We start from the raw sequence: 24,440 nt of genomic DNA, 5'->3' as shown, positions 1-24,440 counted from the left end.
TCGGGCCGGCCGGTCACGCGTTGTTCTTCGAGAAGGAAAACAGCCGGCGTAGCCCGCCCGGCTTGCTCTGGACGATGTCGCCGTCGGCGACGCGGTTCGCGTTGCCCGGTATCGATGCGTCCTGCGGAGGCTTCCCAGCCTTCACGCCCGCTTCCTGCGGCGCGTTGGACGGGGCGACGTGAACCTCGAGCTTGCCGTCGGCAGTTTGCGGATCGTGCCGGACATAAATGTCATGGGGACGAACGGTCGCTTCGGTTTCGACGAACCCGACCTCCGCGTTCGGCGCGAGCTCGTGCATCCGGGCCGTGATGTTCGCCCGGGTATCGAACGCCGAGTTTTTGGTGCGCGCCTTGGCCTCATTGATCGGCCCCGCCACCACGACCTTCTCGCAGTTCCTTGCGTCGATCGCTTCGAGCGTCGTCTCCATGTCCTTTTTCTCGAAGCCTTGGGGCGTGGTCAGATGGACGCCGCGAAGGCTGCCGTTTCTGGTCAGCGCCGAGACGGTCACGCAGGAGCTGATGTTCGGATAGCAGAGGTTGGCCGCCTCGCCGGGAGGAATCCGGCCGAAGCTGTTTTCCGGAATGACGACGCCGACGCCGCCCCCGACGCGGTTCGGCTGGACCGGGCACTGGAAAACCGGCGAGCCGCCGAGCTTGTGTGGCGTGCGCTGCAATTTGCTGAGCCCGGGCGGTATCGTGCGCGACGTGCCCGATGTGGGGCTTGTCGCTGGAGGTTCGGCCGTGGTCGGCGTCGAGGGGTACGTTTGCCCGACGCTGCTGCCTTCCGTGACTCTGGGATTCATTCGGTTGCCATGAGCGCCTCCCGGCCGGGCGATGCGGGGTGCGCCGGCCGCCGGCGGGCGGGGCGCGCCGACGCTCTTGCGCGGATTCGCGAGAGCATCGGCGCCTCCCGTCCCGTCGCCATGCCGGGCGCCCGCGGGCGCGGCCTTTCGGCGGCTCGTCCTGTCGTTAATAGTGGATCTCCCGCGCGGCGCACGCAATCGCATTCGAGACGATCGGGCGCGCGCAGCCCGTTCGGGCGGGCGTCGCCCGGGAAAGGGGCGTTCGTGCGCCGGTCGCCGGCGCGCATCGAACGATGCCCGCCCGACCGTCTTCAGTATTCGGCAACGCGGCGCGCCGGTTCGCCCGGCAGGCGAAGACGGCGCCGGGAATCCGAACGGGCGGTGCGGCCGGGTGGCGTATCGTCCGTATCGGCATCGGCATCGGCATCGACGGGCGCGGGCGCGGGGCGCGCCCTCACGCTTTCGCGCGCCCTGCCGCATGCGCGATTTCGAGGCATTCCTGAAACAGCAGCGCCGCGCGCGACGGCCGCGGCGAGCGCCGCAGCAGGCTCACGAAGCGGCACGAATAATGAAAGCGCTGCGGCGCGACGGAGCGCATCAATCCCTTCGCCTCGAAGCTTTCCGCATAGTGATCGGGCAGGAAGCCGAGATACCGCCCCGACAGGATCAGCGTCGCGATCGATTCCTGATCCGACGCCGTCGCGCTGCGCGTGAGCTTCGCGCGATGGCTCAGCTCCATGTTCGGCGAGTGGTAGCCGAGCCCCGCGAACGCGTAGCCGCGCACCTGGCGCCACGTGAGCTTCGCATGCGGCGCGTCGAACAGCGCGTGGTTCGCGCCGCAGTACAGCAGCATCCGCTCGTCGAACAGGTCGGCGTAGACGAGGCTGCCCGAGCTGCGGTGCGCGGGAATGATCCCGACCTGATAACTGCCGTCGATGATCCCGCGCTCGACCTCGTTGATCGACGCGACGTGCAGGTTCAGCGCGACGTCCGGCGCCTCGTCGTGAAAGCGCCCGATCGCGTCGCCGAGCCGCGCGCGCGGGTTCGTCGCGGTCTTGTCGAACACGGCGATCTGCAGCTCGCCGCCCATCCGGTCGTGAATCCCGTCCACGCGGCTCCTGAACGCCTCGACCGACGCCAGCAGCCGCAGCGTCTCCTCGTAGACGGTCTGGCCCTCGGGCGTCAGCGTGAAGCCCGCGCGGCCGCGCCGGCACAGCACGAGGCCGAGGCGCGTCTCGAGATCCTTCACGTGCCGGCTGATCGTCGAGATCCCGATGTTCAGCTCCAGCTCGGCCGCCGCCATCCCGCCGCACTGGACGACGCTCCTGAACACGCGCAGCAGGCGCAGGTCCATGTCGGTCAACTGGCCGAGGAGCGCGCGGCTTTTCGGTTTTCTTGCTTGCATGAATGCTCAAGTAAACATTGATATTGCGATATTCAAAAGACTATTCGCCGACTCGACAATGCGCAACATCTTCATTCATCCGCGCATCGCGACGCCGACCGACATGAACGCTCTGACCGAACCGACTGCTCCCGACACGACCGTGCGCACCGACGCCGAATGGCTCGACGCGCACTGGATGCCGTTCACCGCGAACCGCCAGTTCAAGCGGGACCCGCGAATCATCGTAGAAGGCAAGGGTGCGTATTACACGGCGGCCGACGGCCGCAAGATCTTCGACGGCCTGTCCGGCCTCTGGTGCTGCGGCCTCGGCCACGGCCGCGCCGAGATCTCGGACGCGGTCGCGCGCCAGGTCGCGCGGCTCGACTATTCGCCCGCGTTCCAGTTCGGCCATCCGCAGTCGTTCGAGCTCGCGAACCGGATCAAGGCGATGACGCCCGCCGGCCTCGACTACGTGTTCTTCACGGGCTCGGGCTCGGAGGCGGCCGACACGTCGCTCAAGATGGCGCGGGCGTACTGGCGCGCGACGGGCAAGGGCACGAAGACGCGCCTGATCGGCCGCGAGAAGGGCTACCACGGCGTGAACTTCGGCGGCATCTCGGTCGGCGGGATCGGGCCGAACCGCAAGCTGTTCGGCCAGGGCATCGACGCCGATTTCCTGCCGCACACGCAACTGCCGGCAAACCGATTCTCGCGCGGGCTGCCCGAGCATGGCGCCGAGCTCGCCGACCGCCTGCTCGATCTGATCGCGCTGCACGACGCGTCGAACATCGCGGCGGTGATCGTCGAGCCGTTCTCCGGCTCGGCGGGCGTCGTCGTGCCGCCGAAGGGCTATCTGCAGCGGCTGCGCGAGATCTGCACCGCGCACGACATCCTGCTGATCTTCGACGAAGTCATCACGGGCTTCGGCCGCACGGGCGCGATGACGGGCGCCGATGCGTTCGGCGTCGTGCCGGACATCATGAACGTCGCGAAGCAGGTGACGAACGGCGCGCAGCCGCTCGGCGCGGTGATCGCGAACCGGGAGATCTACGACGCGTTCATGGCGGCGGGCGGCCCCGACTACATGCTCGAGTTCCCGCACGGCTACACGTATTCCGCGCATCCCGTCGCCTGCGCGGCGGGCGTCGCGGCGCTCGATCTGCTCGTCGCGGAAGACGCGCTCGGCCGCGTGCGCGCGCTCGCGCCGCATTTCGAGGCGGCCGTGCACGGCCTGAAGGGCGTGCGCCACGTCGCCGACATCCGCAACTGCGGGCTCGCCGCGGGCCTGACGATCGAGCACGCGCCGGGCGAGCCCGCGCGGCGCCCTTACGAGATCGCGATGCATTGCTGGGAGAACGGTTTCTACGTGCGCTACGGCGGCGACACGATCCAGCTCGCGCCGCCCTTCATCGCCGAGAAGCACGAGATCGACAGCCTGATCGGCGCGCTGAACGACGCGCTGCTCGCCACCGCCTGACGATGCGCGGCCGCCGCGCCGCGCATTCGCCGCACGCATTCGCCGCACGCATTTGCCGCACGCATTTGCCGCATCCACGCAACACACGAATTCAGGAAACACCGCGATGAAACACGACAGCAACGTCACTTCCACCCTCGGCCACTTGATCGACGGCAAGCGCGTCGACGGCGGCGAGCGCGTGCAGCCGGTGTTCGACCCGGCGACGGGCGCATCGACGAAGAGCGTGCGCCTTGCCGACAGGCTGACCGTCGAGGCGGCGATCGCGGCCGCGCAGGCCGCGTATCCGGCGTGGCGCAACACGCCGCCGCTCAAGCGCGCGCGCGTGATGAGCCGCTTCAAGATGCTGCTCGAGGCGCACGCCGACGAGCTGTGCGCGCTGGTCACGGCCGAGCACGGCAAGGTGCTCGCCGACGCGATGGGCGAGCTGCAGCGCGGGATCGAGAACGTCGAGTACGCGAGCTACGCGCCCGAGCTGCTCAAGGGCGAGCACAGCAAGAACGTCGGCCCGGCGATCGATTCGTGGAGCGAGTTCCAGGCGCTCGGCGTCGTCGCGGGCGTGACGCCGTTCAACTTCCCGGTGATGGTGCCGCTGTGGATGTGGCCGATGGCGGTCGCGTGCGGCAACACGTTCGTGCTCAAGCCGTCGGAGCGCACGCCGTCGTCGACGCTGCGCATGGCCGAACTCGCGCTCGAAGCGGGCCTGCCGCCCGGCGTGCTGAACGTCGTGAACGGCGACAAGGAGGCGGTCGACACGATCCTCGCCGATCCGCGCGTGAAGGCGGTGAGCTTCGTCGGCTCGACGCCGATCGCCGAATACATCTACACGACGGGCTGCGCGCACGGCAAGCGCGTGCAGGCATTGGGCGGCGCGAAGAACTTCGCGATCGTGATGCCGGACGCCGACATCGGCAACGCGGTGAACGCGCTGATGGGCGCCGCGTACGGCTCGTGCGGCGAGCGCTGCATGGCGATTCCGCTCGTCGTCGCGATCGGCGACGAGACGGGCGACGCAGTGGTGGCGGGCATCCAGGCCGAGATCGCGAAGATGAAGGTCGGCCCGGGCGTCGAGCCGGGCGTCGACATGGGGCCGCTCGTCACGCGGCAGCATTTCGAGAAGGTGACGGGCTTCGTCGAGGCGGGCGTCGCGGCGGGCGCGACGCTGGTGGTCGACGGGCGCGGCGTGAAGGTGGACGGCCATGACGGCGGCTACTACCTCGGCCCATGCCTGTTCGACAACGTGAAGCCCGGCATGCCGATCTATCAGCACGAGATCTTCGGGCCGGTGCTCGGCGTCGTGCGCGTCGCGTCGCTCGCCGAGGCGATGGCGCTCGTCGATGCGCACGAGTACGGCAACGGCACGTGCCTCTTCACGCGCGATGGCGAGGCCGCGCGCTTCTTCAGCGACAACATCCAGGTCGGGATGGTCGGCATCAACGTGCCGCTGCCCGTGCCTGTCGCGTATCACTCGTTCGGCGGCTGGAAGCGCTCGCTGTTCGGCGATCTGCACGCATACGGCCCGGACGCGGTGCGCTTCTACACGAAGCGCAAGACGATCACGCAACGCTGGCCGTCGGCCGGCGTGCGCGAGGGGACGGTGTTCAGCTTTCCGTCGAGCCGCTGAGCAACCGGTTTGTAGTTGGCCTATCCAGGTCGTTCGGCGGCGCGTTGCGTCGGCGGCCTGTTTCGAAGCCCGCGCAAAACGCGGGCTTCTTTCTTTTTCGGCGGTGGCGGGCGCGAGGCGCAAGCTGCGCCGCATTACGCGACGTCACGCCGCTTATCCCCGCCGCACCGCCCGCGCGCTTATTCCTTCACCGCGTGCCAGACGTCCTTGAAGCCGTCGCCTTTCTTGTCGCCTTTCGCGGCGTCCTTCGCGAAGAAGTAAAGCGGCTTGCCCTGGTACGCCCATTGCAGCGTGCCGTCGTCGCGCTTGATGATCGTGTAGCCGAGCGCCGGCTGATCGGTCGCGCTCGCCTTGTACGGCGGCCAGTTCGTCGTGCACGGGCCGTTGCATGCGCTCTTGCCCGAATTCGGGATGTCCTTGTCGAACGTGTAAAGCGTCATGCCGTTGGCGGCGACCAGCATGCCGCCGCTCGGCATCGCGGGCGCATCGGCGAGCGCGGCGGCCGACGCGAAGCCGGCGATGAGCGCGCACGCGACATAAGCGGTTCTCATGACTGTCTCCTTGTTCCGGCGGGCGCGCCCGTTGCGCACCCTTACCAACCATAGGCGGTTTTGCCGACGGACGAAAGGCGATCGTCGCCCGCCCGCCGCGACGCGGCCCGCGCGCGCCGCGCGGCGTCAGCGCGGCGCGTCGTGCCCGAGCGCCTGCAGGAACAGCGAGAACAGCTCCGGCTGCGACGAGATCCCGAGCTTCGAATACAAGTGCCGCCGATGCACCTTGACGGTCTCGGGCGAGATCGCGAGCCGCTCGGCGATCGCCTTCGACGAGTTGCCGCGCAGCACGAGCCGCGCGATCGCCATCTCGCGCTCGGTCAGCAACGGCGCGCCGAAGCTCGCGAGCGCGCGCTCGACGCGCTCGTCGAGATCGTCGTCCCCGCGCGTGCGCGACGCGTCGCCCTGCAGCCGGCGGTGCTGGCGGATCGCCGCGAAGAGCCACGGCGAGCAGGCGGCGAGGCGGCCGAGCGTATCGGTGTCGAAGCGCGCGTGCGCGCCGAGCGACAGCGACAGCATCTCGTCCGGCCGTGTGCGCACGATGATCTGCAATTCGTCCTCGCCGACCGCGTCGCGAAAATAACTGAGGAAATATTCGCTCTGCCGGAACAGATCGGGCGCGACTTCCTCGAGCCGGTAGCAGCCGTCGGCGAGGCCGTCGTGCGCGGCCTGCAGGAACGGATCGAGCAGATAGAGCCCGTCCAGGTACAGCGGCACGGGCGACGGTCCGCTTGCGCCGCCCGTGTCGTATTCGTCGAGCACGACGGGCGCGCCGTCGCGGCCGAGCGCGGTTGCGAGCGCGTTGTCGAACGGCACCATCTCGTTGAGAAACAGAATCAGCAGGCGCCAGAAGCGCGGCTCGCCGAGGTGATCGAGCGCGCGTCCGAACGCTTGATGCATCGCTACTTCGCGGAACAGTCGATCCATGTGCGCCCCGGTTTGGCGTAACCCCAAGGGGGAATGGCGGCGCGCAATTTGGCTTCCTAGACTGCGCGCCATGCGTTGCCCGAGTATGGGCGTTCAAAAACCTGCGGCAAAGGAGTGCAAGATGGCGATGATATCGGAGTCTTCGAGCGCGGCGGCGGCCGCCGCATCGGGCGGCGCGCCCGCGCCGGAGACGCTCGCGCGTTCGCTCGACGTGCGCGACGTCGTGATGATCACCGTGTCGGGCGTGACGCCCGCGAGCTCGATCTTCGTGATCGCGCCGTTCGCGATCCAGCAGGCGGGCAGCGGCGCGGTGATGTCGTTCGCGCTCGGCGGGCTGCTCGCGCTCGCGTTCGCGCTTTGCTATGCGGAGCTGAGCGCCGCGCACCGCAGCGCGGGCGGCGAGTACGTGATGGTCAAGCGCGTGTTCGGCGCGCTGCCCGGCTATCTGACGTTCGTCGCGGTGCTCGCCGTCAACGTGTTCATCCCGGCCGTGCTCGCGAGCGGCGCCGCGCCCTATCTGAACGCGGCGCTCGGCACGCAGTTCGGCAATCAGTCGGTGGCGCTCGTGATCGTGCTCGCGAGCTATGCGTTGGGTATCCTGAACATCCGTACGAACGCATGGATCACCGGCGCGTTTCTCGTGATCGAAATCCTCGTGCTCGCGCTGATCGCATATCTCGGCTTCTCCGAGCCGCATCGCTCGCCGCTCGCGCTCGTGCATCCGGTCGTCGCGAGCGGCGCAACACTCGTGCCCGCGACGCTCGCCGCGATCATGCCGGCCGTCGGCACGGCGATCTTCTGCTACAACGGCTTCGGCGCGGCCGTGTTTCTCGCCGAGGATCTCGCAGGCGGCAATCGCGACATCGCGAAAGCGGTGATCTGCTCGCTCGCGGTGATTCTCGTCGTCGAGCTCGTGCCGCTCACCGCAATCGTGCTCGGCGCGCCGTCGTTCGTCGAGCTCGCGAAGAGCGCCGATCCGATCGGCTATGTCGTGCGCGCGCTCAGCAATCCGGGCGTGTCGCGCGTCGTGAGCGGCGGCATCTTCCTGTCCGTGTTCAACGCGATCATCGCGATCGTCATCATGGTCGGGCGCTTCCTGTACAGCAGCGGCCGCCATGCGTTGTGGTCGCGCGCGTGCAACGGCGCGTTCACGCGCATCCATGCTCGCCTCGAATCGCCGTGGATCGCCACGCTCACGCTCGCCGTGCCGTCGACGCTGCTCGTGTTCGTGTCGAGCCTCGACGAGCTGACCGCGTTCACCGTCGATCTGCTGCTGCTCATCTATCTCGCCGTCGGCGTCGCGGCGCTCGCGAGCCGCGTGACGCGGCGCGACGTCGATCATCATTACCGGATGCCGTGGTGGCCGCTGCCGCCCATCGTCGCGATCGCGGGCGCGGGATATACGCTGTACACGACGATCGCCGCCGCGGCGAAGCCGACCGACCTGTACATCATCGCGGGGCTCGCGGCCGTCTCGCTCGCGGCCTACGCGCGCTGGGCGCGCCGCAGCGCGGCGTTCCGCGAGCTCTGAAAGACGAACCGGGCAACGAACCGGGCAACGAACCGAAAGAGAGGACCATCAGCATGCGCACACGAGATCTGGGCATTCGCATCGGCCGCGGCAAGCCGGGGCCCCTGAACGCCATCACCGACGTCGCCGGCGTGCGGGTCGGGCATTGCACGCTGCACGTCGACGCGGGCGACGCGTCGGCGCACACCGGCGTGACGGTGATCGAGCCGCGCGCCGCGCGCGCGCGTGACGAGCCGTGCTTCGCGGGCGTCCACGTGCTCAACGGCAACGGCGACGCGACCGGGCTCGAATGGATTCGCGAGGCGGGACTGCTGACGACGCCGATCGCCTATACGAACACGCACAGCGTCGGCGTCGTGCGCGATGCGCTCGTCGCCGCCGAGCGCGCGCAGGGCGGCGCGCGCGATCGCGAGCACGTGTACTGGTGCATGCCCGTCGTGATGGAGACGTTCGACGGACTCCTGAACGACATCTGGGGGCAGCACGTGCGCGCCGGGCATGTCGCGCAGGCGCTTGCCGCCGCGCGTACGGGCGCGGTCGAGGAGGGCTGCGTCGGCGGCGGCACCGGCATGATCTGCCACGAGTTCAAGGGCGGCATCGGCACCGCGTCGCGCGTCGTCGCCGAGACGGCGGGCGGCTGGACGGTCGGCGCGCTCGTGCAGGCGAACTACGGACAGCGCGCGGCGCTGCGCGTCGCGGGCTACCCGGTCGGCGAAGTGCTGCGCGGGCTCCATTCGCCGTTCGGCGCGCCGGGCGCGGCGGGCGAGGCCGGCATGGGCTCGATCGTCGTGACGCTCGCGACCGACGCGCCGCTGCTGCCGCATCAGTGCACGCGGCTCGCGCAGCGCGCGGGCGTCGGGCTCGCGCGTTGCGGCGGCGGCACCGACAACTCGAGCGGCGATATCTTCGTCGCGTTCGCAACCGGCAATACGGGCCTGCCGATCGCGAGCTACGGCCGGCCGGCCCCGACGACGGTCGGCGTGCGGATGGTCGCCGACGCGCACATCTGCGCGTTGTTCGATGCGGCGGCGGAAGCGGTCGAGGAGGCGATCGTCAACGCGCTCGTCGCGGCCACCGATCTCGCGGCGCGCGGCGTGCGCGTCGACGCGCTCGGCGCCGCGCGGCTCGTCGATGCGTTGCGCGAGACCGGCTGGCGGCCGCGCGCGGGAGACGCTCAGCTATAGCCGTGGCAGCGGCGCAAGCCGGCGTAGTCGTAGAAGCGGCTGCCGGGCGCGATTCGCGCGCCGTCGCAAGCGGGCTGAAAATCGGTCTCGCGCTCGTTGTACAGCATCTTCACGATGAGCCGCGAGCCGTTGCGGTAGACGTCCCATTGCAGGTTCGCGGCCATCGGCGACACCGTTTCGCCGCGCCACGGATTGTCCGCATACGTGTAGGTCTGCGCTTGCGGCACGGGAGCGAACACGTTCTTCAGCTTCAGGATCGACGCGAACGGAATCACGACTTCGGCGTGCGTGAAGCGCAGCTTCGCCGCGTTCGTCAGGTCGCCGCGCGCGATCGCGTCGATCTCGTCGAAGAAGTCGTCGACGAGCGCCTGCGCCATCCGGTACGTGACGGGATTCGCTTCGGCGACGCCGGGGCCTTTCTCGTAGAAATCCTCGGCGTCCTGAAGATACGCGAGGTACTCGGCCTGCGGCGCGGCGATGTAGCGCTCCATCGTGACGCCGCCCGTCTCGGCCGTCATCGCGGGCGCGACCTGCAGCAGGTTGTACAGCACGTTCGCCGCGTCGGCGGCGGACTTGATCGTGGTCTTGCCGTCGCCCTTCAGCGTGTTGGCGAACCGGGCGTCCGCCGACGCGAACGTGTACGTGCCCGTGTTCGAGAACGTGTAGCCCGCCGTGCCGAGCTTCGCCGCGAAATCCGGTTTCACGAGCCCGGCGAGTACCGTTTGCGCGACCTGCGACGTTTGCGGCGACTGCATGATCGCGTCGAGCTTCGCGGCGACGGCTGCGTCGCTGCCGTAAGCCTGGTACGCGAGGCTGTCGCGATAGGTCGCGTAATACGGATCGGTCGTCGACGCGACGAGATCGACCGACGGCTTCAGTGCATGGAAGTACAGCAGGAAGCGATTGACGCCCGCTGCTTGCGCAACGGGCGCGCCTTCCGGATAGCCGGCCGGCGCGCCCGGCCGTGTGATCGCTGGCGCGAGCGCGGGGCGCGCGGCGACGAGCGCGCCCGAGAAGTAGGCCGAGCTGTCGACCGCGCGGTCCTGCCCGGAGTGGACGACGACGATCTTGCGCGGCGTGCCGCCCGCCGCGCCCGCGACCGTGTCGAACAGCGCGGGCAGCCGCTGCAGCAGCCGCGCGGCGAGCTGCTGATGCTCGCGGATGCCCGCCTGCGTGAGATTGCCGTAGCCGGGCGTCGAGATGCCCGCGACGCCGTAGCCGAGCAGCGCGTTCGCCTTCATCATCGCGAACGTGTCGGCCTTCAGTTGCTGGCCGAGCGGCGTCAGCGCGCCTTCGGCGTCCGCCTTTTGCAGCATGTCGTAGATCGCGCCGTCATACTTGAAGCCGGACAATCCGCGCGAGCCGTGGCGCGCGACCATCTCGGTGTAGACGGGCGCGTAGCCCGCGGGCGGCGCTTCGTAGCTCGACGCATTCTGCTGCGGCCGATAGGGCGTCTTCGTCTGGTAGTAGGTGGGCGCGGCGGGTGTCGGGGCGGGTGCGTCCGGCGTCGGGTTCGGCTGGGTGGACGGCGGCACGGCGGCGTCGTCCGCGTCATCGGCGCCGCAGGCGGCGAGCGCGATGCACAGGAAGAGCGGGGCGAGGCAGCGTTTCATCGAAACGGAAGGGGCGAGGTTGGTTCGGCCGGAGGGCACCGCCACTCGTCGAAGCGTTGCGCGGACGGTGAATCGAGCGCGCAGTCTCGCAAAGGTTGTTGACAGCTTGAAGTCATCGAACGGAAAGCTCAATGCGAGCTTTCCGTTCCATCGGGAGCGCGGCGCGCACGACGCTTAGCTGCCGAAGTAGATGTTGCAGAAGCTGACCGGACCGACGCATGCGTTCGGGTCCTGGCGGTCTTGATGAGCGGCGGGGACGCGGCCGGCGGCTTGCACGGCCTCGGTGCGGTTCGCCGGCTGCCGGCCCGCATCGGCGGCGGCGGGTTGCGCGTGAGCGGCGGCCATGACGGCGGACAGCGACAGCGCGACGACGGCGATTTGCAGCGACTTCATTTGATTTTCTCCTTGAGGGGTTTGCCGTCTTGCTCGACGGTGATGAAACTATATGACTCGGTCGGGTTGGGATTAATCGCCCGGCCTGGGGAGCTTCTTTCCATTTCGCACAACGATCGTTTCGCGCGTCACATGCGGCTCGCGCGCACGCGTTCGCGGGCGCGCGAGCCCCGATTGAACGGCGCGTCCTGATCGATCAGCGCGCTGCGGATGAAGTGCAGGCAACTGACGATGCGCTGCATCCGGCGGCGCTCGTCGGGCACCGCGTACCACAGGTGCTGCGTGTGCCGGACCGCGCGGATCGCGAGATTGACCGACTTCAGCGCACGCGCGAGCCGATGCGCGTCGGGCGTCTCGAACAGCCGCGGCAGCGCCTCGCGCACCGCGTCGATCAACGCGCTCCAGCGCAGCGCCTGCGCGGGCTGCGCGGCCATGAACGCCTTCATCTCGCGCCGCAGGTCGATCACCGCGTGGCCGATTTCGAGCGTCGCGAGCATCCAGCGCAGCGCGTCGCGATGCCGGCGCGAGCGCTTCATCAGCAGATTGCGCAGTTGCGACATCAGATCGTGCGAGCTCGACTGAAAGCGCTGGTCGAGCCCTTGCAGCGGGCCGTCGCACGCGAGCGCGATCTGCCGGCGCAGGTCGCGCGCGATCCGGCCGGTGAGCCACGGCATCTCGGCGGGAAACACCACCGCGAACGCGATCGATGCGGCGAGCATCGACACGACGAGCGCGAGCCCGTTGTTGATCAGCACGTCGGGCGCGTAGACGATCACGTTGTCCGGCCCCGCGAGCAGGCAGAAGAACACGACGAAGCCGATCCCGTAGCCGGACTTGCCCGGACGCGTCGCGAGATACGCGCCCGCCGCGAGCACGGGCGCGAGCGCCGCGCACAGCAGCGGGAAGCCGTCGATGTTCGGATACACGCGGCACACGTACAGATAGCCCGCGAGCGTCGCGAGCGCCGCGCCCGCGGCCATCTGCGCGACGAAGCGGCTCGCGCGCGGCGCGGTCGAGCTGAGCGCGCACGCGATCGCGGTGCCGATCACCGCGAGCGCGCCGCTCGGCCACTCGGACGCGATCCAGAACGCGCTCATCGCGCCCATCGCGACGAGCGTGCGCAGGAACGTGAAGCCGACGAAGTAGCGATTGGTCTTCACCGCGTAACGCGTGATCGAGCGTTCGAGCACGTGGCTGTCGAGCGCGAGCGACGCGTGCGTTTCCGCGTAGCCGAGGAATTCGTCGACGAAGCGGTAGAGCAGCTCGATCGCGGTGTCGAAGTCGAGCACGCCGGCGGGCGCGAGCGTCTCGACCGCGCGTCGCGACGCGCGCGCGCGCTTGGGCAGCGCGGCGAGATACGCACTCAGCTCGACGAGCGCGACCGAGGGCGTGGGCGCGGGCGACAATGACGGCGCCGCGCGCGGCTGCGCGAGATCGCGGCGCAGCGCGCACAGCACGTCCGACAGCGCATCGACGTGCGGGGCGATCGCCGCGAGCACCTCGGCCGCATGATTCGCGCGCAGCCGCCTGAGCAACTGATGGAACGCATGAAGCCGCGCGCACGCGTTCATGAACTCGCTGTTCAGCCGCGCGAGCCGGCGGCTGCGCGCGCGGATGTGCGGGTCCTCGAACGTCGCGAACGCGCGGGTCGCCTCGAAGCCGACGATGCCGTCGACGAAGTCGGCGAAGCGCCGCTCGAAATCGCGGCGCTCGACCGAGCCCGCCATCGTGCTCGCCGCGAACGCGACGAAGCCGGCGTGCCGCGCGTTCAGCGTGCGCATCAGCGCAGCGCTCGAGCTGAGCGGAAACACGAGCGCGCTGACGGCGCCCGAGCAGAAGATCCCGACCGCGACTTCGGCCGCGCGCGTGAGCGCCGACAGAAACAGCGTGTTCGGCGCCATCACCGCGGGCAGGCCGATCAGCGCGGCGGTGTAGCCGGCGAGCACGTAGCCGTACCAGCGGAAGTGCCGGTTGCGCACGGCGGCCGCGATGCAGCCCGCGACCCACAGCGTGATGCCCGCCATGTACAGCTCCGGCTGCTGCGCGAAGAGGCCCCCCAGCGCGAGCGCCGCGACGAGCCCGACGCCCGTGCCGACGACGCGATAGAAGCTCTTCGCGAGCACCATCCCGCTCATCGGCTGCATCAGCACGAACACGGTCGTCATCGCGATCCGCGGCTGCGACAGGTCGAGCAGCATCGCGATGCCCATCGCGAGCAGCGCGGCCGCCACCGTCTTCGCGAGATGCAGCCAGACGAGGCCGTCGTGGCCCGCCCAGTCGCGCGCGAGCCTGACGGCGTTTCGCAGCCGCCCCTGCCATCGTTGCGGATCGATGAGGAATCGCTGTAGCGCGGGCTCGTGCTTCATGGCTGTGGGCGGTGCTTCTGGCGGGCGCGAATCGGGGGCCTCCGGCCTCGCGCGACGATGCCAGTCCGACCGGAGAGGCGCCGATTGTAGGAGTCGCGCGCACGCGCATTAACGCGACCGCAGGGAAACCATAGTTGCCGTGGCGGCAACAATGTGCGGTCCTTGCGGGAGGACAATATCGTCTCTACATACGTTTCGGACGGGAATGGATACGCTACAGAACATGCGGGTGTTCGCCCGCGTGGTGGAGGCGGGCAGCTTCACGGCGGCCGCGCAATCGCTGAATTCGACAACGGGCGCGATGTCGCGCGCGGTGTCGGAGCTCGAGGCGCGGCTGCGCACGCGCCTGATGAACCGCTCGACGCGGCGCCTCGCGTTGACGCCCGCGGGCGAGCGCTACCTGCTGCGATGCCGGCAGATTCTCGCCGACGTCGATCAGGCGGAGGAGGAGGCGAGCTGCGCGCACGAGCGCCCGGCGGGCGTGCTGCGCATGCACAGCTTCGCGAGCATCGGCCAGCACTACGTGCTGCCGGCGCTCACCGCGTATCGCAGCCAGCATCCGGACGTCTCGATCGAGCTCACGCTGTCGCAGCGGATGCCCGACCTGTTCGACGGATCGAGCGACATGGCGGTCGTGACCGCGTCGTCGCTGCCCGATTCCGAGCTGGTGTCGCATCTGCTCGGCTCGACGTTCAGCATCCTGTGCGCGACGCCCGCGTATCTGCGCGCGCACGGCGCGCCGCGCACGCCGCGCGATCTCGCACGGCACGCGTGCCTCACGCTGCGCACGCCGGCGTTTCCGACGAACGAATGGCTGCTCGAAGGGCCGAACGGCGCCGAGGAGATCAAGGTCGACGGCCCGGTGCAGACCAACACCGCCGAGTCGCTCGCGGTTGCGATCCGCGCGGGCATCGGCATCGGCATGCTGCCGCTCTATGCTGCGATCGAAGACCTGCGCTGCGGCAACCTCGTGCGCGTGCTGCCCGCGCATCGACTGCAGAAGATGAACGTCTATGCGCTCTATCCGTCGCGCCGCTTCATCGACGCGAAAGTGCGCACCTGGGTGGAAGCGCTGCGCTTTCACATGCCGAAGATGATCGCGCGCGACGAGGCGATGCTGTCGGCGATCGGCGCGGAAGCGTCCGATGCGACGCAAAGCGCGATCGCCGGGGCGCTCGACGTCGGGCTCGAATCGGCGCACGCGCTCAGTCATTGAGTGATCCATGCGTCGATGTCGGCGCCGGCATGTCGCCTGCATGTCGCATGTCGCATGTCGCATGTCGCGGGCTCGGCTTCGGCGACGCGCGGCGTTCGTTCGCGCGATCGAAAGGGGGCGGCCGCGCGACGGCGAGACGACAAAAAAGAGGCGGCGCATCGCGCCCGCCTCTTCACCGACGATGTCTCCCTGAACGATGCCTCCCGAGCGATGCCCGCTTACTGCGCGCCGGCCGCGGGCTTGCCCGCTTGTGCCGCTCCCGCGACGGCCGGACCGTGCGCGGCCTCGGCCGTCTTGCGTGCGGCGAGGCGCTTCGCGTCGAGACGGCGCTGGGCGGCCTGGATGTCGTCGGGGTAGGTGTTGTCGTTGCCGCGCGACGGCTGATAGCCGACGGATTCCAGATCGACGAGTTCCTGAATGACTTGCGCGCGCGTGAGCGAGCCGTTCGACGACTGGGCAAACGAGACGGCCGGTGCGGCGAGCACGAGGGCGGCGGCAGCGGTGACGACGATCGATTTCAAGATGACCTCCAGTGTGATTCGATTCGATGCAGTTCGCGGTTCGGCGCCCCGAACTGACGAGGCAAAGTCTACGCAGCCGCCGCGCGCGGAAAAACCGGCCGCGCCGGCACGCAGCCTTCCAGATTGCACAACACTGAAGGGCGCGCGGCGCGCGTCACGCGGCCGATCGGGGCGAGGCTTCGTGACGGAAATGTGTCCGTTCGTTCCGGCCTGCGCAAAGAAGCGCTGCGCATCGGGCCGCAGATCCGGAGCGAACGAATCCCTAAACTCGACCGTCGTCGGATCGAGTCGTTTCATTCCAATCAACAAGGAGTTTCGTTGTGAAAAACATCCGGTTTGCATGCGCAACCGCAGGGGTTCTGGCCGCGACGGCCGCGCACGCGCAGAGCTCGGTCACGCTGTACGGCCTGATCGACGCGGGCATCATGTACACGAACAACGTCGCGAGCGGCAATTCGCACGGCGGCCTCGTGCAGGCGACGACAGGCGCGGTGAACGGCAGCCGCTTCGGCGTGCGCGGCGCCGAGGATCTCGGCGGCGGCCTGAAGGCACTGTTCGTGCTGGAGAACGGCTTGAACGCCGAGAACGGCAAGCTCGGCCAGGACGGCCGGCTGTTCGGCCGGTTCGCGTACGTCGGGCTGTCCGACAATCGTTTCGGCACCCTGACGATCGGCCGGCAATACGATTCGCTCGTCGATTTCGTCGCGCCGCTGTCGGCGACGGCGGGCACGTTCGGCGACGCGAGCTTCGCGCATCCGTTCGACAACGACAACCTGAACCACTCGCTGCGGATCAACAACGCGATCAAGTACACGAGCAACACGTACGCGGGCTTCAAGTTCGGCGGCATGTACGCGATGTCGAACAGCACCGATTTCGCGACGAACCGCGCATACAGCTTCGGCGCGAGCTACACGCGCGGGCCGCTGAACGTCGCGGCCGGCTACCTGCAGATCAACGGCTCGAAGGGGACGACGGCGGGCAGCCCGGGCGCGGTCGACATCGTCGAATCGGCGGCGAACGGCAAGGGCGGCTTCTCGCTCGGCGCGGACCGGATGCGCTCGTACGGCGGCGGCCTGAACTACGCGTTCGGCCCGGCGACGGTCGGCTTCGTCTACACGCGCGCCGAATACGAGAACACGGCGTCGTTCGGCTCGACGGGCGGCACGGTGCGCTTCGACAACTACGAACTGAACGGCAAGTATCAGTTGACGCCCGCATTCAGCATCGGCGGCGCGTACACGTACACGGACGGCCACGTCGACAACACCGTCAAATACGGTTCCGATCCGAAGTGGCATCAGGTCGATCTGCAGGCGGTGTACCGTTTGTCGCTGCGCACCGACGTCTACCTCGAAGGGATGTACCAGCACGCGTCGGGCCGCAATTACGTCGCGATGATCAATACCGCGGGCGGCGCGTCGTCGACGGGCAATCAGGTCGTCGCGGCGGTCGGCCTGCGCACGCGCTTCTAACGGTTCCGGCACCGCGCCGCGTCGCGCACGGGTAAGGGACGGAGCCCGAATTTATGGCTTGACGCCGCCTGCGGCGTTGACGACAGTGGTGCTTCGTCAACACCGGAGGAGCCGTTCCGATGAATGCCACGTCCCATCGCCCGTCGTTGAGCAGCGCGGTGTTCTACCGCGATCCGCGCGCCGCGCTCGAATGGCTCGAGCGCGCATTCGGCTTCGCGCGCTGCGTCGTCGTCAGCGATGCGCAAGGGCGCATCGCGCACGCCGAGATGTCGTTCGGCGACGGCATCGTGATGATCGGCGCGGGCGGCTGGAGCGACTTCGCGGTCAGCCCCGAGTCGCTCGACGGCAAGAATACGCAGTGCGTGCACGTGCAACTCCAATCCGACATCGACGCGCATTGCGAACGGGCCCGCGCCGCGGGCGCCGTGATCCTGCAGGAGCCCGCCGATCAGTTCTACGGCGACCGCACGTATCGCGCGCGCGACCCGGAGCGGCACGTCTGGACGTTCGGCCAGACGGTGCGCCGCGTGTCGCGCGAAGAAGCCGCGCATCACAGCGGGCTTTCGATCGAAGGCTGGCGATGAGCGAGCCGTAGCGCATTCGCTTCGCACCGCTTTCCGTCGCGCCGCGCAATCGGCCAATCGATCCGTCCGCCTATCATCCGACGATTGGCCGGCCGCGCGAGCCGCCGGATGCGCGCACCGTTCTCGCTGCATTTTTCAGCGCGCTTTTTCTGCGAGCGCTCGCTAACCGATTTCCCGAAAATATGTCAGCCAAAATCCGGGCATTATCGGCAATTATTTCAATACCCGCGCGAACCGGTTTTCGCCGCTCGAATTATTCCTCTTTGATCGTGTGATTGCGTTGAGCGCTTTGCACAGTAAAATGGCGGCCGGGTAGCGGCATGATGGATGTCGCTTGTGCAAGGTGAATGACGGGAATTGTCCGCTTTGCCGTACTCGAGTTCGATTTCGGTATTAATTGTCCGAATCGGGATGCGGCGGCTTTATTGGCCGGGCATCATCCGTTCACGCTGAAATGCTGGAGGCCAAAAGACATGGCGACACGGGGCGAATTTTCATTGAGCGAGGTGCCGGCGCACGAGCGCAAAGGCGCACTGTCGATCACGATGGTGCTGCTCAGCTTCACGTTCTTCACGGGCACGATGTTCGCGGGCGGCAAGATCGGCGTCGCGTTTCGCGTCGTCGACATGGTGTGGGTCGCGGTCGTCGGCAATCTGCTGCTCGCCGCCTACGCGGCCGCGCTCGCGTTCGTCGCGTCGCGCAGCGGGCTGAATTCGGTGCTGATGGGGCGCTTCTGCTTCGGCGAAGTCGGCAGCAAGCTGTCCGATTTCCTGCTCGGCTTCGCCGAGCTCGGCTGGTACGCGTGGGGCACCGCGACTGTCGCGATCGTGCTCGTCAAGATGCTCGGCTGGCCCGCGTCGGTGACGACGCCGCTGATGGTGCTGTTCGGATTCGGCTTCTCGATCACCGCGATCGTCGGCTATCGCGGGATGGACGCGCTGTCGCGCGTGTCGGTGCCGCTGATGTTCGTGCTGCTCGTCACGTCGATGTGGATCGCGACGCGCGACGTCGGCGGCTGGCCGGGCCTCGCGAAGATCGTGCCGACGCAGCCGATGAGCTTCGCCGCCGCGGTCACGATGGTGTTCGGCACGTTCGCGAGCGGCGCGACGCAGGCGACGAACTGGACGCGGCTCGCGAAAAGCGGCCGCGCGGCCGTCGCGGCGAGCATGATCGGCTTTTTCGTCGGCAACGGGTTGATGATCGTCGCGGGCGCGTACTGCGCGATCGTCTATCAGCAGTCCGACATCGTCGAAGTGATGATGCTGCAAGGGCTGTCGATCGCGGCCGTCGTGATGCTCTGCCTGAACCTGTGGACGATCCAGGGGCCGACGATCTACAACGTATCGGCGGCCGCGTGCCATCTGTTGCGCAGCGAGCGCCGCCGCACGCTGACGCTCGCCGGCGCGGTGCTCGGCATCGTGCTCGCGATCGGCGGCATGTACGAACTGCTGATTCCGTTCCTGATCCTGCTCGGCTCGATCATTCCGCCCGTCGGCGGCGTGATGCTCGCCGACTTCTGGTATCGCCACCGCGGCCGCTATCCGGCGATCGCGACCGCGCGGCTGCCGCGCTTGAACGCCGCCGGGCTCGCCGCGTATGCGATCGGCGCGGCGCTCGCATACGCGTCGCCGTGGATCGCGCCGCTCGTGGGCATCGCTGCGTCGTCGCTCTGCTATGTCGTGTTCGTGCAGATCGCGGGCCGAACCGCGCGTGCGCCGTCGGTCCAGGGGGAGTGAAGCGATGAGTCTGACCGTGGGCGAGATCCTGCAGTTGCCCGGTCTCGAAGAGCTCGCGCTGCGCGCGGGCGAGCGCGGCATGCAACGGCCGGTGCGCTGGTACTACGTCGCGGAGAACGAAGGCATCGCCGACTGGGTGATGGGCGGCGAGCTCGTGTTCGTCACCGGGATCAATCATCCGCGCGACGAGGCGAACCTGCTGCAACTGATTCGCGAAGGCGCGAAGAGCCGCATCGCCGGGATGGTGATCCTGACGGGCGAGGCGTTCATTCGCCGCATTCCCGATTCGGTCGTCGCGCTTGCCGAGCAGCTCGAGATCGTGCTGATCGAGCAGCCGTATCTGCTGAAGATGGTGATCGTCACGCAGTTGATCGGCACCGCGCTCGTGCGGCACGAGAACACGCTGCGCTCGCAGCGCGACATCGTGAACCAGTTGCTGACGGGCGATTACCCGAGCATCGACATCGCGGCCCATCGCGCGCGCAACCTCCAGCTCGCGCTCGATCGGCCGCGCCGCGTCGTCGCGCTGCGGCTCGCGGGCGTGCCCGCGCTCTTCGACGGCCGCGATCCGGCCGCGGCGGAGGCGCTGCTGCAGGATGCGCGGCAGACGGTGCAGCGCGGCCTGGACGACTGGCTGCGCGACGAGGACGGCGCGCTGCCGGTGGTCGAGCAGGGCGAACTGTTCGTGCTGCTGCTGCCGTGCGACGATCCGCGTTTCAGGAAGCACAAGCTCGCGCTCGGCGCGCTGCGCGACGCGTTGAACCGGCAGATCGGCCCGCTCACGCTGTTCGTCGGGATCTCGTCGACGGTCGGCGCCGCGCGCCATTACTGCCGCGGGCTCGCCGAGGCGCGGCAGGCGCTCGGCGTCGCCGAGGGCATGCGCGCGGGGCAGGGGCTGTGCGACTACAGCGAGCTGGGCGTGCTGAAGCTGCTCGCCGCCATTCCCGATCCGACGCTGATCGACGGCTTCGTGAAGGAAACGCTCGGCAATCTGCTCGACAGCAACCGCAAGCATCCGACGATGCTGATCGAAACGCTCGAAGCGCTGCTTCAGGAAAACGGCAACGCGATCAAGGCGGCCGAGCAACTGTCGATCCATCGCAACACGCTCAATCACCGGCTGCGCAGGATCGAGACGCAATCGGGGCAATCGCTCTCCGATCCGTATTTTCGGTTGAACGCATCCGTCGCGCTGCTCGCTTGGCGGATGTCGGACACGCAACGACAGGAGTTCTGATGAAGCTCATCAACGCGACGCTGCGCAAGCGCAGCGGCCTTTTCAGCATCGCGTTCGACGGCGGCGCGATCGCGAGCGTCACGCCGCAGCCGGCGCGCATCGGCATGCAAGGCGCGCCGCGCGCGGACGAAATCGACGTCGACGGCAAGCTCGTGATCCCGCCGCTCGTCGAGCCGCACATCCACCTCGATGCGGTGCTGACGGCGGGCGAGCCCGAGTGGAACATGAGCGGCACGCTGTTCGAGGGGATCGAGCGCTGGGCGCAGCGCAAGGCGACGATCACGCGCGAGGACACGAAGGCGCGCGCGCATGCGGCGATCGGGATGCTGCGCGATCACGGCATCCAGCACGTGCGCACGCACGTCGACGTGACCGACCCTTCGCTTGCGGCGCTCGAGGCGATGCTCGAAGTGAAGGCCGAGGCGCGCGGGCTGGTCGATCTGCAGATCGTCGCGTTTCCGCAGGAAGGGATCGAATCGTTCGACGGCGGCCGCGCGCTGATGGAGCGGGCGATTGAGATGGGCGCGGACGTCGTCGGCGGCATTCCGCACTTCGAGAACACGCGCGAGCAGGGCGTGAGCTCGATCGCGTTCCTGATGGATCTCGCCGAGCGCAGCGGCTGCCTCGTCGACGTGCACTGCGACGAGACCGACGATCCGAACTCGCGCTTTCTCGAAGTGCTCGCCGAAGAGGCGCGCGTGCGCGGGATCGGCGCGCGCGTGACGGCGAGCCACACGACCGCGATGGGCTCGTATGACAATGCGTACTGCTCGAAGCTGTTTCGCCTGCTCAAGCGCTCGGAGATCAACTTCATTTCGTGCCCGACCGAGAGCATTCATCTGCAGGGCCGCTTCGACACGTTCCCGAAGCGCCGCGGGCTCACGCGCGTCGCCGAGCTCGACCGCGCCGGGATGAACGTGTGCTTCGGCCAGGATTCGATTCGCGATCCGTGGTATCCGCTCGGCAACGGCAACATCCTGCGCGCACTCGATGCGGGACTGCACATCTGCCACATGATGGGCTATCAGGATCTCGCGCGCAGCCTCGATTTCGTCACCGACCACAGCGCGCGCGCGATGCATCTCGGCGAGCGCTACGGAATCGAGCCGGGGCGCCCCGCGAATCTCGTCGTGCTCGACGCGTCCGACGATTACGAGGCGCTGCGGCGGCAGGCGAAGGCGCTGCTGTCGATTCGCGGCGGCGACGTGATCATGCGCCGCGTGCCCGAGCGCATCGACTACCCGGCCGCGCGCTGACGCGTGGCGGCGGACGCATGCGGCCCGCCGCTTGCCGCTCACCGCCCGCCGCGTTCGATGCTGTCACTCGTGCCCGTGACGCAGCCGCAGGCTCGCGAACGCGGCGACGACGAGCGCGATCGCGAGAAACGCGAGGCCGTTCTTCGCGTGGCCGGTCGTCTGCTCGATCGCGCCGACCACGGTGGGCCCGACGAAGCCGCCGAGCAGGCCGCACGTGTTGACGAGGCCGAGCCCGCCCGCGAGTGCGCTGCCCGCGAGGCGCGAGGCCGGAAACGTGAAGACGATCGACTGCACGACGAAGAACATCGACGCGGCCGCGCACGCGCTCGCGAGCGCGGCCGCGGGCGGCGCATACGCGGCGCAGACGAGCCCCGCCGCCATCACCGCGAGCCCCATGCACAGAATCCGCCGCGACCGCGACGAATCGCGCGCGAAGCGCGGCAGCGTCGCCGCGCCGAGCGCCGCGGCGATCCACGGCATCGCGCTCAGCAGGCCGACGACGATCGGCGTGACGCGTCCCGATTCGCCGATGATGCCGGGCAGGAAGAAGATCATCGTGTAGATCGTCAATTGATGGCAGAAGTACACGAAGATCGCGAGCCAGATCTGCGGATCGCGCAGCGCGGCGCCGAACGCGTGCGCGCCGTGCGCCGCCGTGCCCGCCGCCTGCTCGTTCGCGAGCGTGCGCTCGAGCGCGCGGCCGAGCTCGGGCGCGAGCCAGCGCGCGTCGCTCGGCCGGTCCGGCAGGCGGGTCCAGATGACGAACGCGAGCGCGATCGCCGGAACGCCTTCGACGATGAAGAGCCACTGCCAGCCGTGCAGCCCGAGCGCGCCGTCGAGCTCGAGCAGCGCGCCCGCGAGCGGGCCGCCGACGATGTTCGCGACGCATACGCCGAGCAGGAAATAGCCGGTTGCGCGCGCGCGTTCCTCGCGACCGAACCAGTAGGTCAGATACAGCATCACGCCCGGAAAGAGCCCGGCCTCCGCGGCGCCGAGCAGGAGCCGCATCGCGTAGAAGGAGGTTTCGCCGCGCACGAGTGCCATCGCGACGGACAGCGCGCCCCACGTGATCATGATCCGCGCGATCCAGAACCGTGCGCCGGCGCAATGCATGATCAGATTGCTCGGGATCTCGAACAATGCGTACGTGAGGAAGAAGAGCCCCGCGCCGAGGCCGTATGCCGCCGACGAGAGGCCGAGATCGATGGCCATCGAGTGCTTCGCGAACGCGATGTTCGTGCGGTCGAGAAAGCTGATCACGTACGCGGTGATCAGGATCGGCATCAGCTTGCGAAACAGCAGGCGGTTCAACGACGCGCGCGCGTCGCCGACAGGCGGATAGAGGGCTTCGGCATGGGGTGCGGACATGGGTGCGACTCCGTGAGAGGCGATCCGGAGCGCACGGCAAGCACGGCGCTCCGCGTTCAGCAGATGACGGGCAGATGCGCGGGCCGCGCGCCGGCGGCGCTCGGGGCGAGCGGGGCGAAAGGCGGCCTGCCGGGCATCGGCGTGCGCCGATGCCGCGTGTCTGCGCTTGCGTGTCGAATGGTCGGGCGGCGCGGGCTCAGAAGTTGACCGCGTCGCCGCCCTTGAGCGCGAGCATCGCGCGCGCGTCGGCGGGCGTCGCGATCTCGAGCGACAATCCTTCGAGCACCTGACGAATCTTGCGCACCTGCGCGGCGCTCGATTCGGCGAGCTTGCCGGGCGCGATCCACAGCGAATCCTCGATGCCGACGCGCACGTTCGCGCCCTGGGCCGCGCCGATCGTCGCGAGCGGAATCTGGTTTTTGCCCGTGCCGAGGACCGACCACACGTAATCGCCGCCGAACAGGCGGTCCGCCGTGCGGCGCATGTGCGCGAGATCCTCCGGATGCGCGCCGATGCCGCCGAGGAGCCCGAACACGCTCTGGATGAAGAACGGCGGCTTCGCGAGCCCGCGCTCGACGAAATGCGCGAGGTTGTACAGGTGCGAAATGTCGTAGCACTCGAATTCGAAGCGGGTGCCGTTCGCGCTGCAGTTCGCGAGGATCGTCTCGATGTCGGCGAACGTGTTCTTGAACACGAGATCGCGGCTCTTTTCAAGATGCTCGCGCTCCCACGGATGCCGGAATTCGCGAAAGCGCTCGAGCATCGGATACAGGCCGAAGTTCATCGAGCCCATGTTCAGCGACGCGACTTCGGGCTGGAAATGATGCGCGGGACGCAGGCGCTCGGCGACCGTCATGTGCGGGCTGCCGCCCGTCGTGATGTTGATCACCGCGTTGGTGCGCGCCTTGATGCGCGGCAGGAATTCGGCGAACACGGCCGGGTCCTGCGTCGGCCGGCCGTCGGCGGGATCGCGCGCGTGCAGGTGCAGGATCGCCGCGCCGGCTTCGGCCGCCGCGACCGCGGCATCCTCGATCTCGCGCGGCGTCACGGGCAGATGCGGCGACATCGACGGCGTATGGATCGCGCCCGTCGGCGCGCAGGTGATGACGACTTTGCGGGGGCTGGCCACGTTAGGGCTCCTTTCGATGCTCGGCGGTGAAGGGAGATGGAGGCAATGAAGGGCGAATGAATG

Annotated in this window: 20 protein-coding genes and 1 pseudogene; 10 read left to right on the top strand and 11 right to left on the bottom strand. The window is 68.5% G+C overall.

What is annotated here, in order from left to right:
• Nucleotides 1-13: 13 nt before the first annotated feature.
• Both AQ610_RS36515 and AQ610_RS26985 read right to left on the bottom strand, forming a co-directional pair.
• Nucleotides 14-802 (bottom strand): hypothetical protein, encoded by a 789-nt coding sequence (locus AQ610_RS36515; RefSeq protein WP_009914661.1) that lies wholly within the window; start codon nt 800-802, stop codon nt 14-16.
• 454 nt (nt 803-1,256) lie between these two features.
• Nucleotides 1,257-2,207: a LysR family transcriptional regulator gene (locus AQ610_RS26985; protein WP_006027585.1), complete on the bottom strand. Its 951-nt coding sequence runs from the start codon at nt 2,205-2,207 to the stop codon at nt 1,257-1,259.
• Nucleotides 2,208-2,265: 58 nt separating this feature from the next.
• Between AQ610_RS26985 and aptA the strand changes: the two genes are divergently transcribed.
• Nucleotides 2,266-3,666 (top strand): omega-aminotransferase AptA, encoded by a 1,401-nt coding sequence (gene aptA / locus AQ610_RS26980; protein ID WP_006027584.1) that lies wholly within the window; start codon nt 2,266-2,268, stop codon nt 3,664-3,666.
• A gap of 106 nt (nt 3,667-3,772) precedes the next feature.
• Nucleotides 3,773-5,290: a CoA-acylating methylmalonate-semialdehyde dehydrogenase gene (locus tag AQ610_RS26975; protein WP_009914662.1), complete on the top strand. Its 1,518-nt coding sequence runs from the start codon at nt 3,773-3,775 to the stop codon at nt 5,288-5,290.
• Nucleotides 5,291-5,469: 179 nt separating this feature from the next.
• Here AQ610_RS26975 and AQ610_RS26970 read toward each other — a convergent pair whose 3' ends face one another.
• Together AQ610_RS26970 and AQ610_RS26965 are read right to left on the bottom strand one after the other, a co-directional pair.
• A complete protein-coding gene (locus AQ610_RS26970; RefSeq protein ID WP_006027582.1) occupies nt 5,470-5,841 on the bottom strand; it encodes a COG4315 family predicted lipoprotein in 372 nt (123 codons plus the stop codon).
• Nucleotides 5,842-5,967: 126 nt separating this feature from the next.
• Nucleotides 5,968-6,741, bottom strand: coding sequence for a helix-turn-helix transcriptional regulator (locus AQ610_RS26965; protein WP_006027581.1), 774 nt, complete (start codon nt 6,739-6,741; stop codon nt 5,968-5,970).
• Nucleotides 6,742-6,889: 148 nt separating this feature from the next.
• Here AQ610_RS26965 and AQ610_RS26960 point away from each other — a divergent pair, with 148 nt between their 5' ends.
• Nucleotides 6,890-8,299, top strand: a complete 1,410-nt coding sequence (locus AQ610_RS26960; protein ID WP_009914663.1) for an APC family permease — start codon at nt 6,890-6,892, stop codon at nt 8,297-8,299.
• A gap of 53 nt (nt 8,300-8,352) precedes the next feature.
• On the top strand, nt 8,353-9,483 hold the full coding sequence (locus AQ610_RS26955) for a DmpA family aminopeptidase (RefSeq protein ID WP_006027579.1): 1,131 nt from the start codon (nt 8,353-8,355) through the stop codon (nt 9,481-9,483).
• Here AQ610_RS26955 and AQ610_RS26950 read toward each other — a convergent pair.
• The 3 genes from AQ610_RS26950 to AQ610_RS26940 all read right to left on the bottom strand — a co-directional run bounded on the left by AQ610_RS26950 (nt 9,474) and on the right by AQ610_RS26940 (nt 13,855).
• Nucleotides 9,474-11,096, bottom strand: a complete 1,623-nt coding sequence (locus AQ610_RS26950) for a histidine-type phosphatase (protein WP_006027578.1) — start codon at nt 11,094-11,096, stop codon at nt 9,474-9,476. The two genes, AQ610_RS26955 and AQ610_RS26950, sit on opposite strands and share 10 nt — an antisense overlap.
• Before the next feature lie 174 nt (nt 11,097-11,270).
• A complete protein-coding gene (locus AQ610_RS26945) occupies nt 11,271-11,489 on the bottom strand; it encodes a hypothetical protein (RefSeq protein WP_004195003.1) in 219 nt (72 codons plus the stop codon).
• A 128-nt stretch (nt 11,490-11,617) separates the two neighbouring features.
• Nucleotides 11,618-13,855 carry an FUSC family protein gene (locus AQ610_RS26940; protein ID WP_009914670.1) on the bottom strand — a complete coding sequence of 746 codons (2,238 nt, stop codon included), beginning with the start codon at nt 13,853-13,855 and terminating at the stop codon, nt 11,618-11,620.
• A 205-nt stretch (nt 13,856-14,060) separates the two neighbouring features.
• Between AQ610_RS26940 and AQ610_RS26935 the strand changes: the two genes are divergently transcribed.
• Complete coding sequence (locus AQ610_RS26935; protein WP_009914671.1) at nt 14,061-15,071, top strand: LysR family transcriptional regulator; 1,011 nt, start codon at nt 14,061-14,063, stop codon at nt 15,069-15,071.
• A 218-nt stretch (nt 15,072-15,289) separates the two neighbouring features.
• Here AQ610_RS26935 and AQ610_RS26930 read toward each other — a convergent pair whose 3' ends face one another.
• Both AQ610_RS26930 and AQ610_RS38245 read right to left on the bottom strand, forming a co-directional pair.
• Nucleotides 15,290-15,592 (bottom strand): DUF4148 domain-containing protein, encoded by a 303-nt coding sequence (locus AQ610_RS26930; protein ID WP_009914672.1) that lies wholly within the window; start codon nt 15,590-15,592, stop codon nt 15,290-15,292.
• 68 nt (nt 15,593-15,660) lie between these two features.
• A pseudogene (locus AQ610_RS38245) lies at nt 15,661-15,895 on the bottom strand (hypothetical protein).
• Between the two features lie 17 nt (nt 15,896-15,912).
• On the opposite strand from AQ610_RS38245, the gene AQ610_RS26925 reads away from it, so the two are divergent.
• From AQ610_RS26925 to codA, 5 genes are all read left to right on the top strand, one after another.
• The gene (locus tag AQ610_RS26925; RefSeq protein ID WP_006027574.1) at nt 15,913-17,067 is read left to right on the top strand and encodes a porin; all 1,155 of its coding nucleotides are present in this window, start codon (nt 15,913-15,915) and stop codon (nt 17,065-17,067) included.
• Nucleotides 17,068-17,186: 119 nt separating this feature from the next.
• A complete protein-coding gene (locus AQ610_RS26920; RefSeq protein WP_009914673.1) occupies nt 17,187-17,651 on the top strand; it encodes a VOC family protein in 465 nt (154 codons plus the stop codon).
• Nucleotides 17,652-18,124: 473 nt separating this feature from the next.
• Nucleotides 18,125-19,387, top strand: a complete 1,263-nt coding sequence (codB, locus tag AQ610_RS26915; protein WP_009914674.1) for a cytosine permease — start codon at nt 18,125-18,127, stop codon at nt 19,385-19,387.
• Nucleotides 19,388-19,391: 4 nt separating this feature from the next.
• Complete coding sequence (locus AQ610_RS26910) at nt 19,392-20,624, top strand: PucR family transcriptional regulator (RefSeq protein WP_009914675.1); 1,233 nt, start codon at nt 19,392-19,394, stop codon at nt 20,622-20,624.
• Nucleotides 20,624-21,880, top strand: a complete 1,257-nt coding sequence (codA, locus tag AQ610_RS26905; protein ID WP_006027569.1) for a cytosine deaminase — start codon at nt 20,624-20,626, stop codon at nt 21,878-21,880. The genes AQ610_RS26910 and codA overlap by 1 nt, the downstream gene beginning before the upstream one ends.
• Nucleotides 21,881-21,943: 63 nt before the next feature.
• Here the strand turns inward: codA and AQ610_RS26900 are convergent, their stop codons facing one another.
• A complete protein-coding gene (locus tag AQ610_RS26900; RefSeq protein WP_006027568.1) occupies nt 21,944-23,248 on the bottom strand; it encodes an MFS transporter in 1,305 nt (434 codons plus the stop codon).
• A gap of 196 nt (nt 23,249-23,444) precedes the next feature.
• The gene (gene kce / locus AQ610_RS26895) at nt 23,445-24,377 is read right to left on the bottom strand and encodes a 3,5-dioxohexanoate:acetyl-CoA acetone transferase (RefSeq protein ID WP_006027567.1); all 933 of its coding nucleotides are present in this window, start codon (nt 24,375-24,377) and stop codon (nt 23,445-23,447) included.
• Nucleotides 24,378-24,440 lie beyond the last annotated feature (63 nt).

This window comes from Burkholderia humptydooensis (genome assembly GCF_001513745.1).
Taxonomy (GTDB): domain Bacteria; phylum Pseudomonadota; class Gammaproteobacteria; order Burkholderiales; family Burkholderiaceae; genus Burkholderia; species Burkholderia humptydooensis.
The sequence above is the reverse complement of the archived record's forward strand: the minus strand, read 5'-3'. Positions and strand labels throughout refer to the sequence as shown.

Coding starts and splice junctions, on each gene's coding strand:
- AQ610_RS36515 (WP_009914661.1), bottom strand. CDS start 802: ATGAATCCCAGAGTCACGGAAGGCAGCAGCGTCGGGCAAACGTACCCC.
- AQ610_RS26985 (WP_006027585.1), bottom strand. CDS start 2,207: ATGCAAGCAAGAAAACCGAAAAGCCGCGCGCTCCTCGGCCAGTTGACC.
- aptA (WP_006027584.1), top strand. CDS start 2,266: ATGCGCAACATCTTCATTCATCCGCGCATCGCGACGCCGACCGACATG.
- AQ610_RS26975 (WP_009914662.1), top strand. CDS start 3,773: ATGAAACACGACAGCAACGTCACTTCCACCCTCGGCCACTTGATCGAC.
- AQ610_RS26970 (WP_006027582.1), bottom strand. CDS start 5,841: ATGAGAACCGCTTATGTCGCGTGCGCGCTCATCGCCGGCTTCGCGTCG.
- AQ610_RS26965 (WP_006027581.1), bottom strand. CDS start 6,741: ATGCATCAAGCGTTCGGACGCGCGCTCGATCACCTCGGCGAGCCGCGC.
- AQ610_RS26960 (WP_009914663.1), top strand. CDS start 6,890: ATGGCGATGATATCGGAGTCTTCGAGCGCGGCGGCGGCCGCCGCATCG.
- AQ610_RS26955 (WP_006027579.1), top strand. CDS start 8,353: ATGCGCACACGAGATCTGGGCATTCGCATCGGCCGCGGCAAGCCGGGG.
- AQ610_RS26950 (WP_006027578.1), bottom strand. CDS start 11,096: ATGAAACGCTGCCTCGCCCCGCTCTTCCTGTGCATCGCGCTCGCCGCC.
- AQ610_RS26945 (WP_004195003.1), bottom strand. CDS start 11,489: ATGAAGTCGCTGCAAATCGCCGTCGTCGCGCTGTCGCTGTCCGCCGTC.
- AQ610_RS26940 (WP_009914670.1), bottom strand. CDS start 13,855: ATGAAGCACGAGCCCGCGCTACAGCGATTCCTCATCGATCCGCAACGA.
- AQ610_RS26935 (WP_009914671.1), top strand. CDS start 14,061: ATGGATACGCTACAGAACATGCGGGTGTTCGCCCGCGTGGTGGAGGCG.
- AQ610_RS26920 (WP_009914673.1), top strand. CDS start 17,187: ATGAATGCCACGTCCCATCGCCCGTCGTTGAGCAGCGCGGTGTTCTAC.
- codB (WP_009914674.1), top strand. CDS start 18,125: ATGGCGACACGGGGCGAATTTTCATTGAGCGAGGTGCCGGCGCACGAG.
- AQ610_RS26910 (WP_009914675.1), top strand. CDS start 19,392: ATGAGTCTGACCGTGGGCGAGATCCTGCAGTTGCCCGGTCTCGAAGAG.
- codA (WP_006027569.1), top strand. CDS start 20,624: ATGAAGCTCATCAACGCGACGCTGCGCAAGCGCAGCGGCCTTTTCAGC.
- AQ610_RS26900 (WP_006027568.1), bottom strand. CDS start 23,248: ATGTCCGCACCCCATGCCGAAGCCCTCTATCCGCCTGTCGGCGACGCG.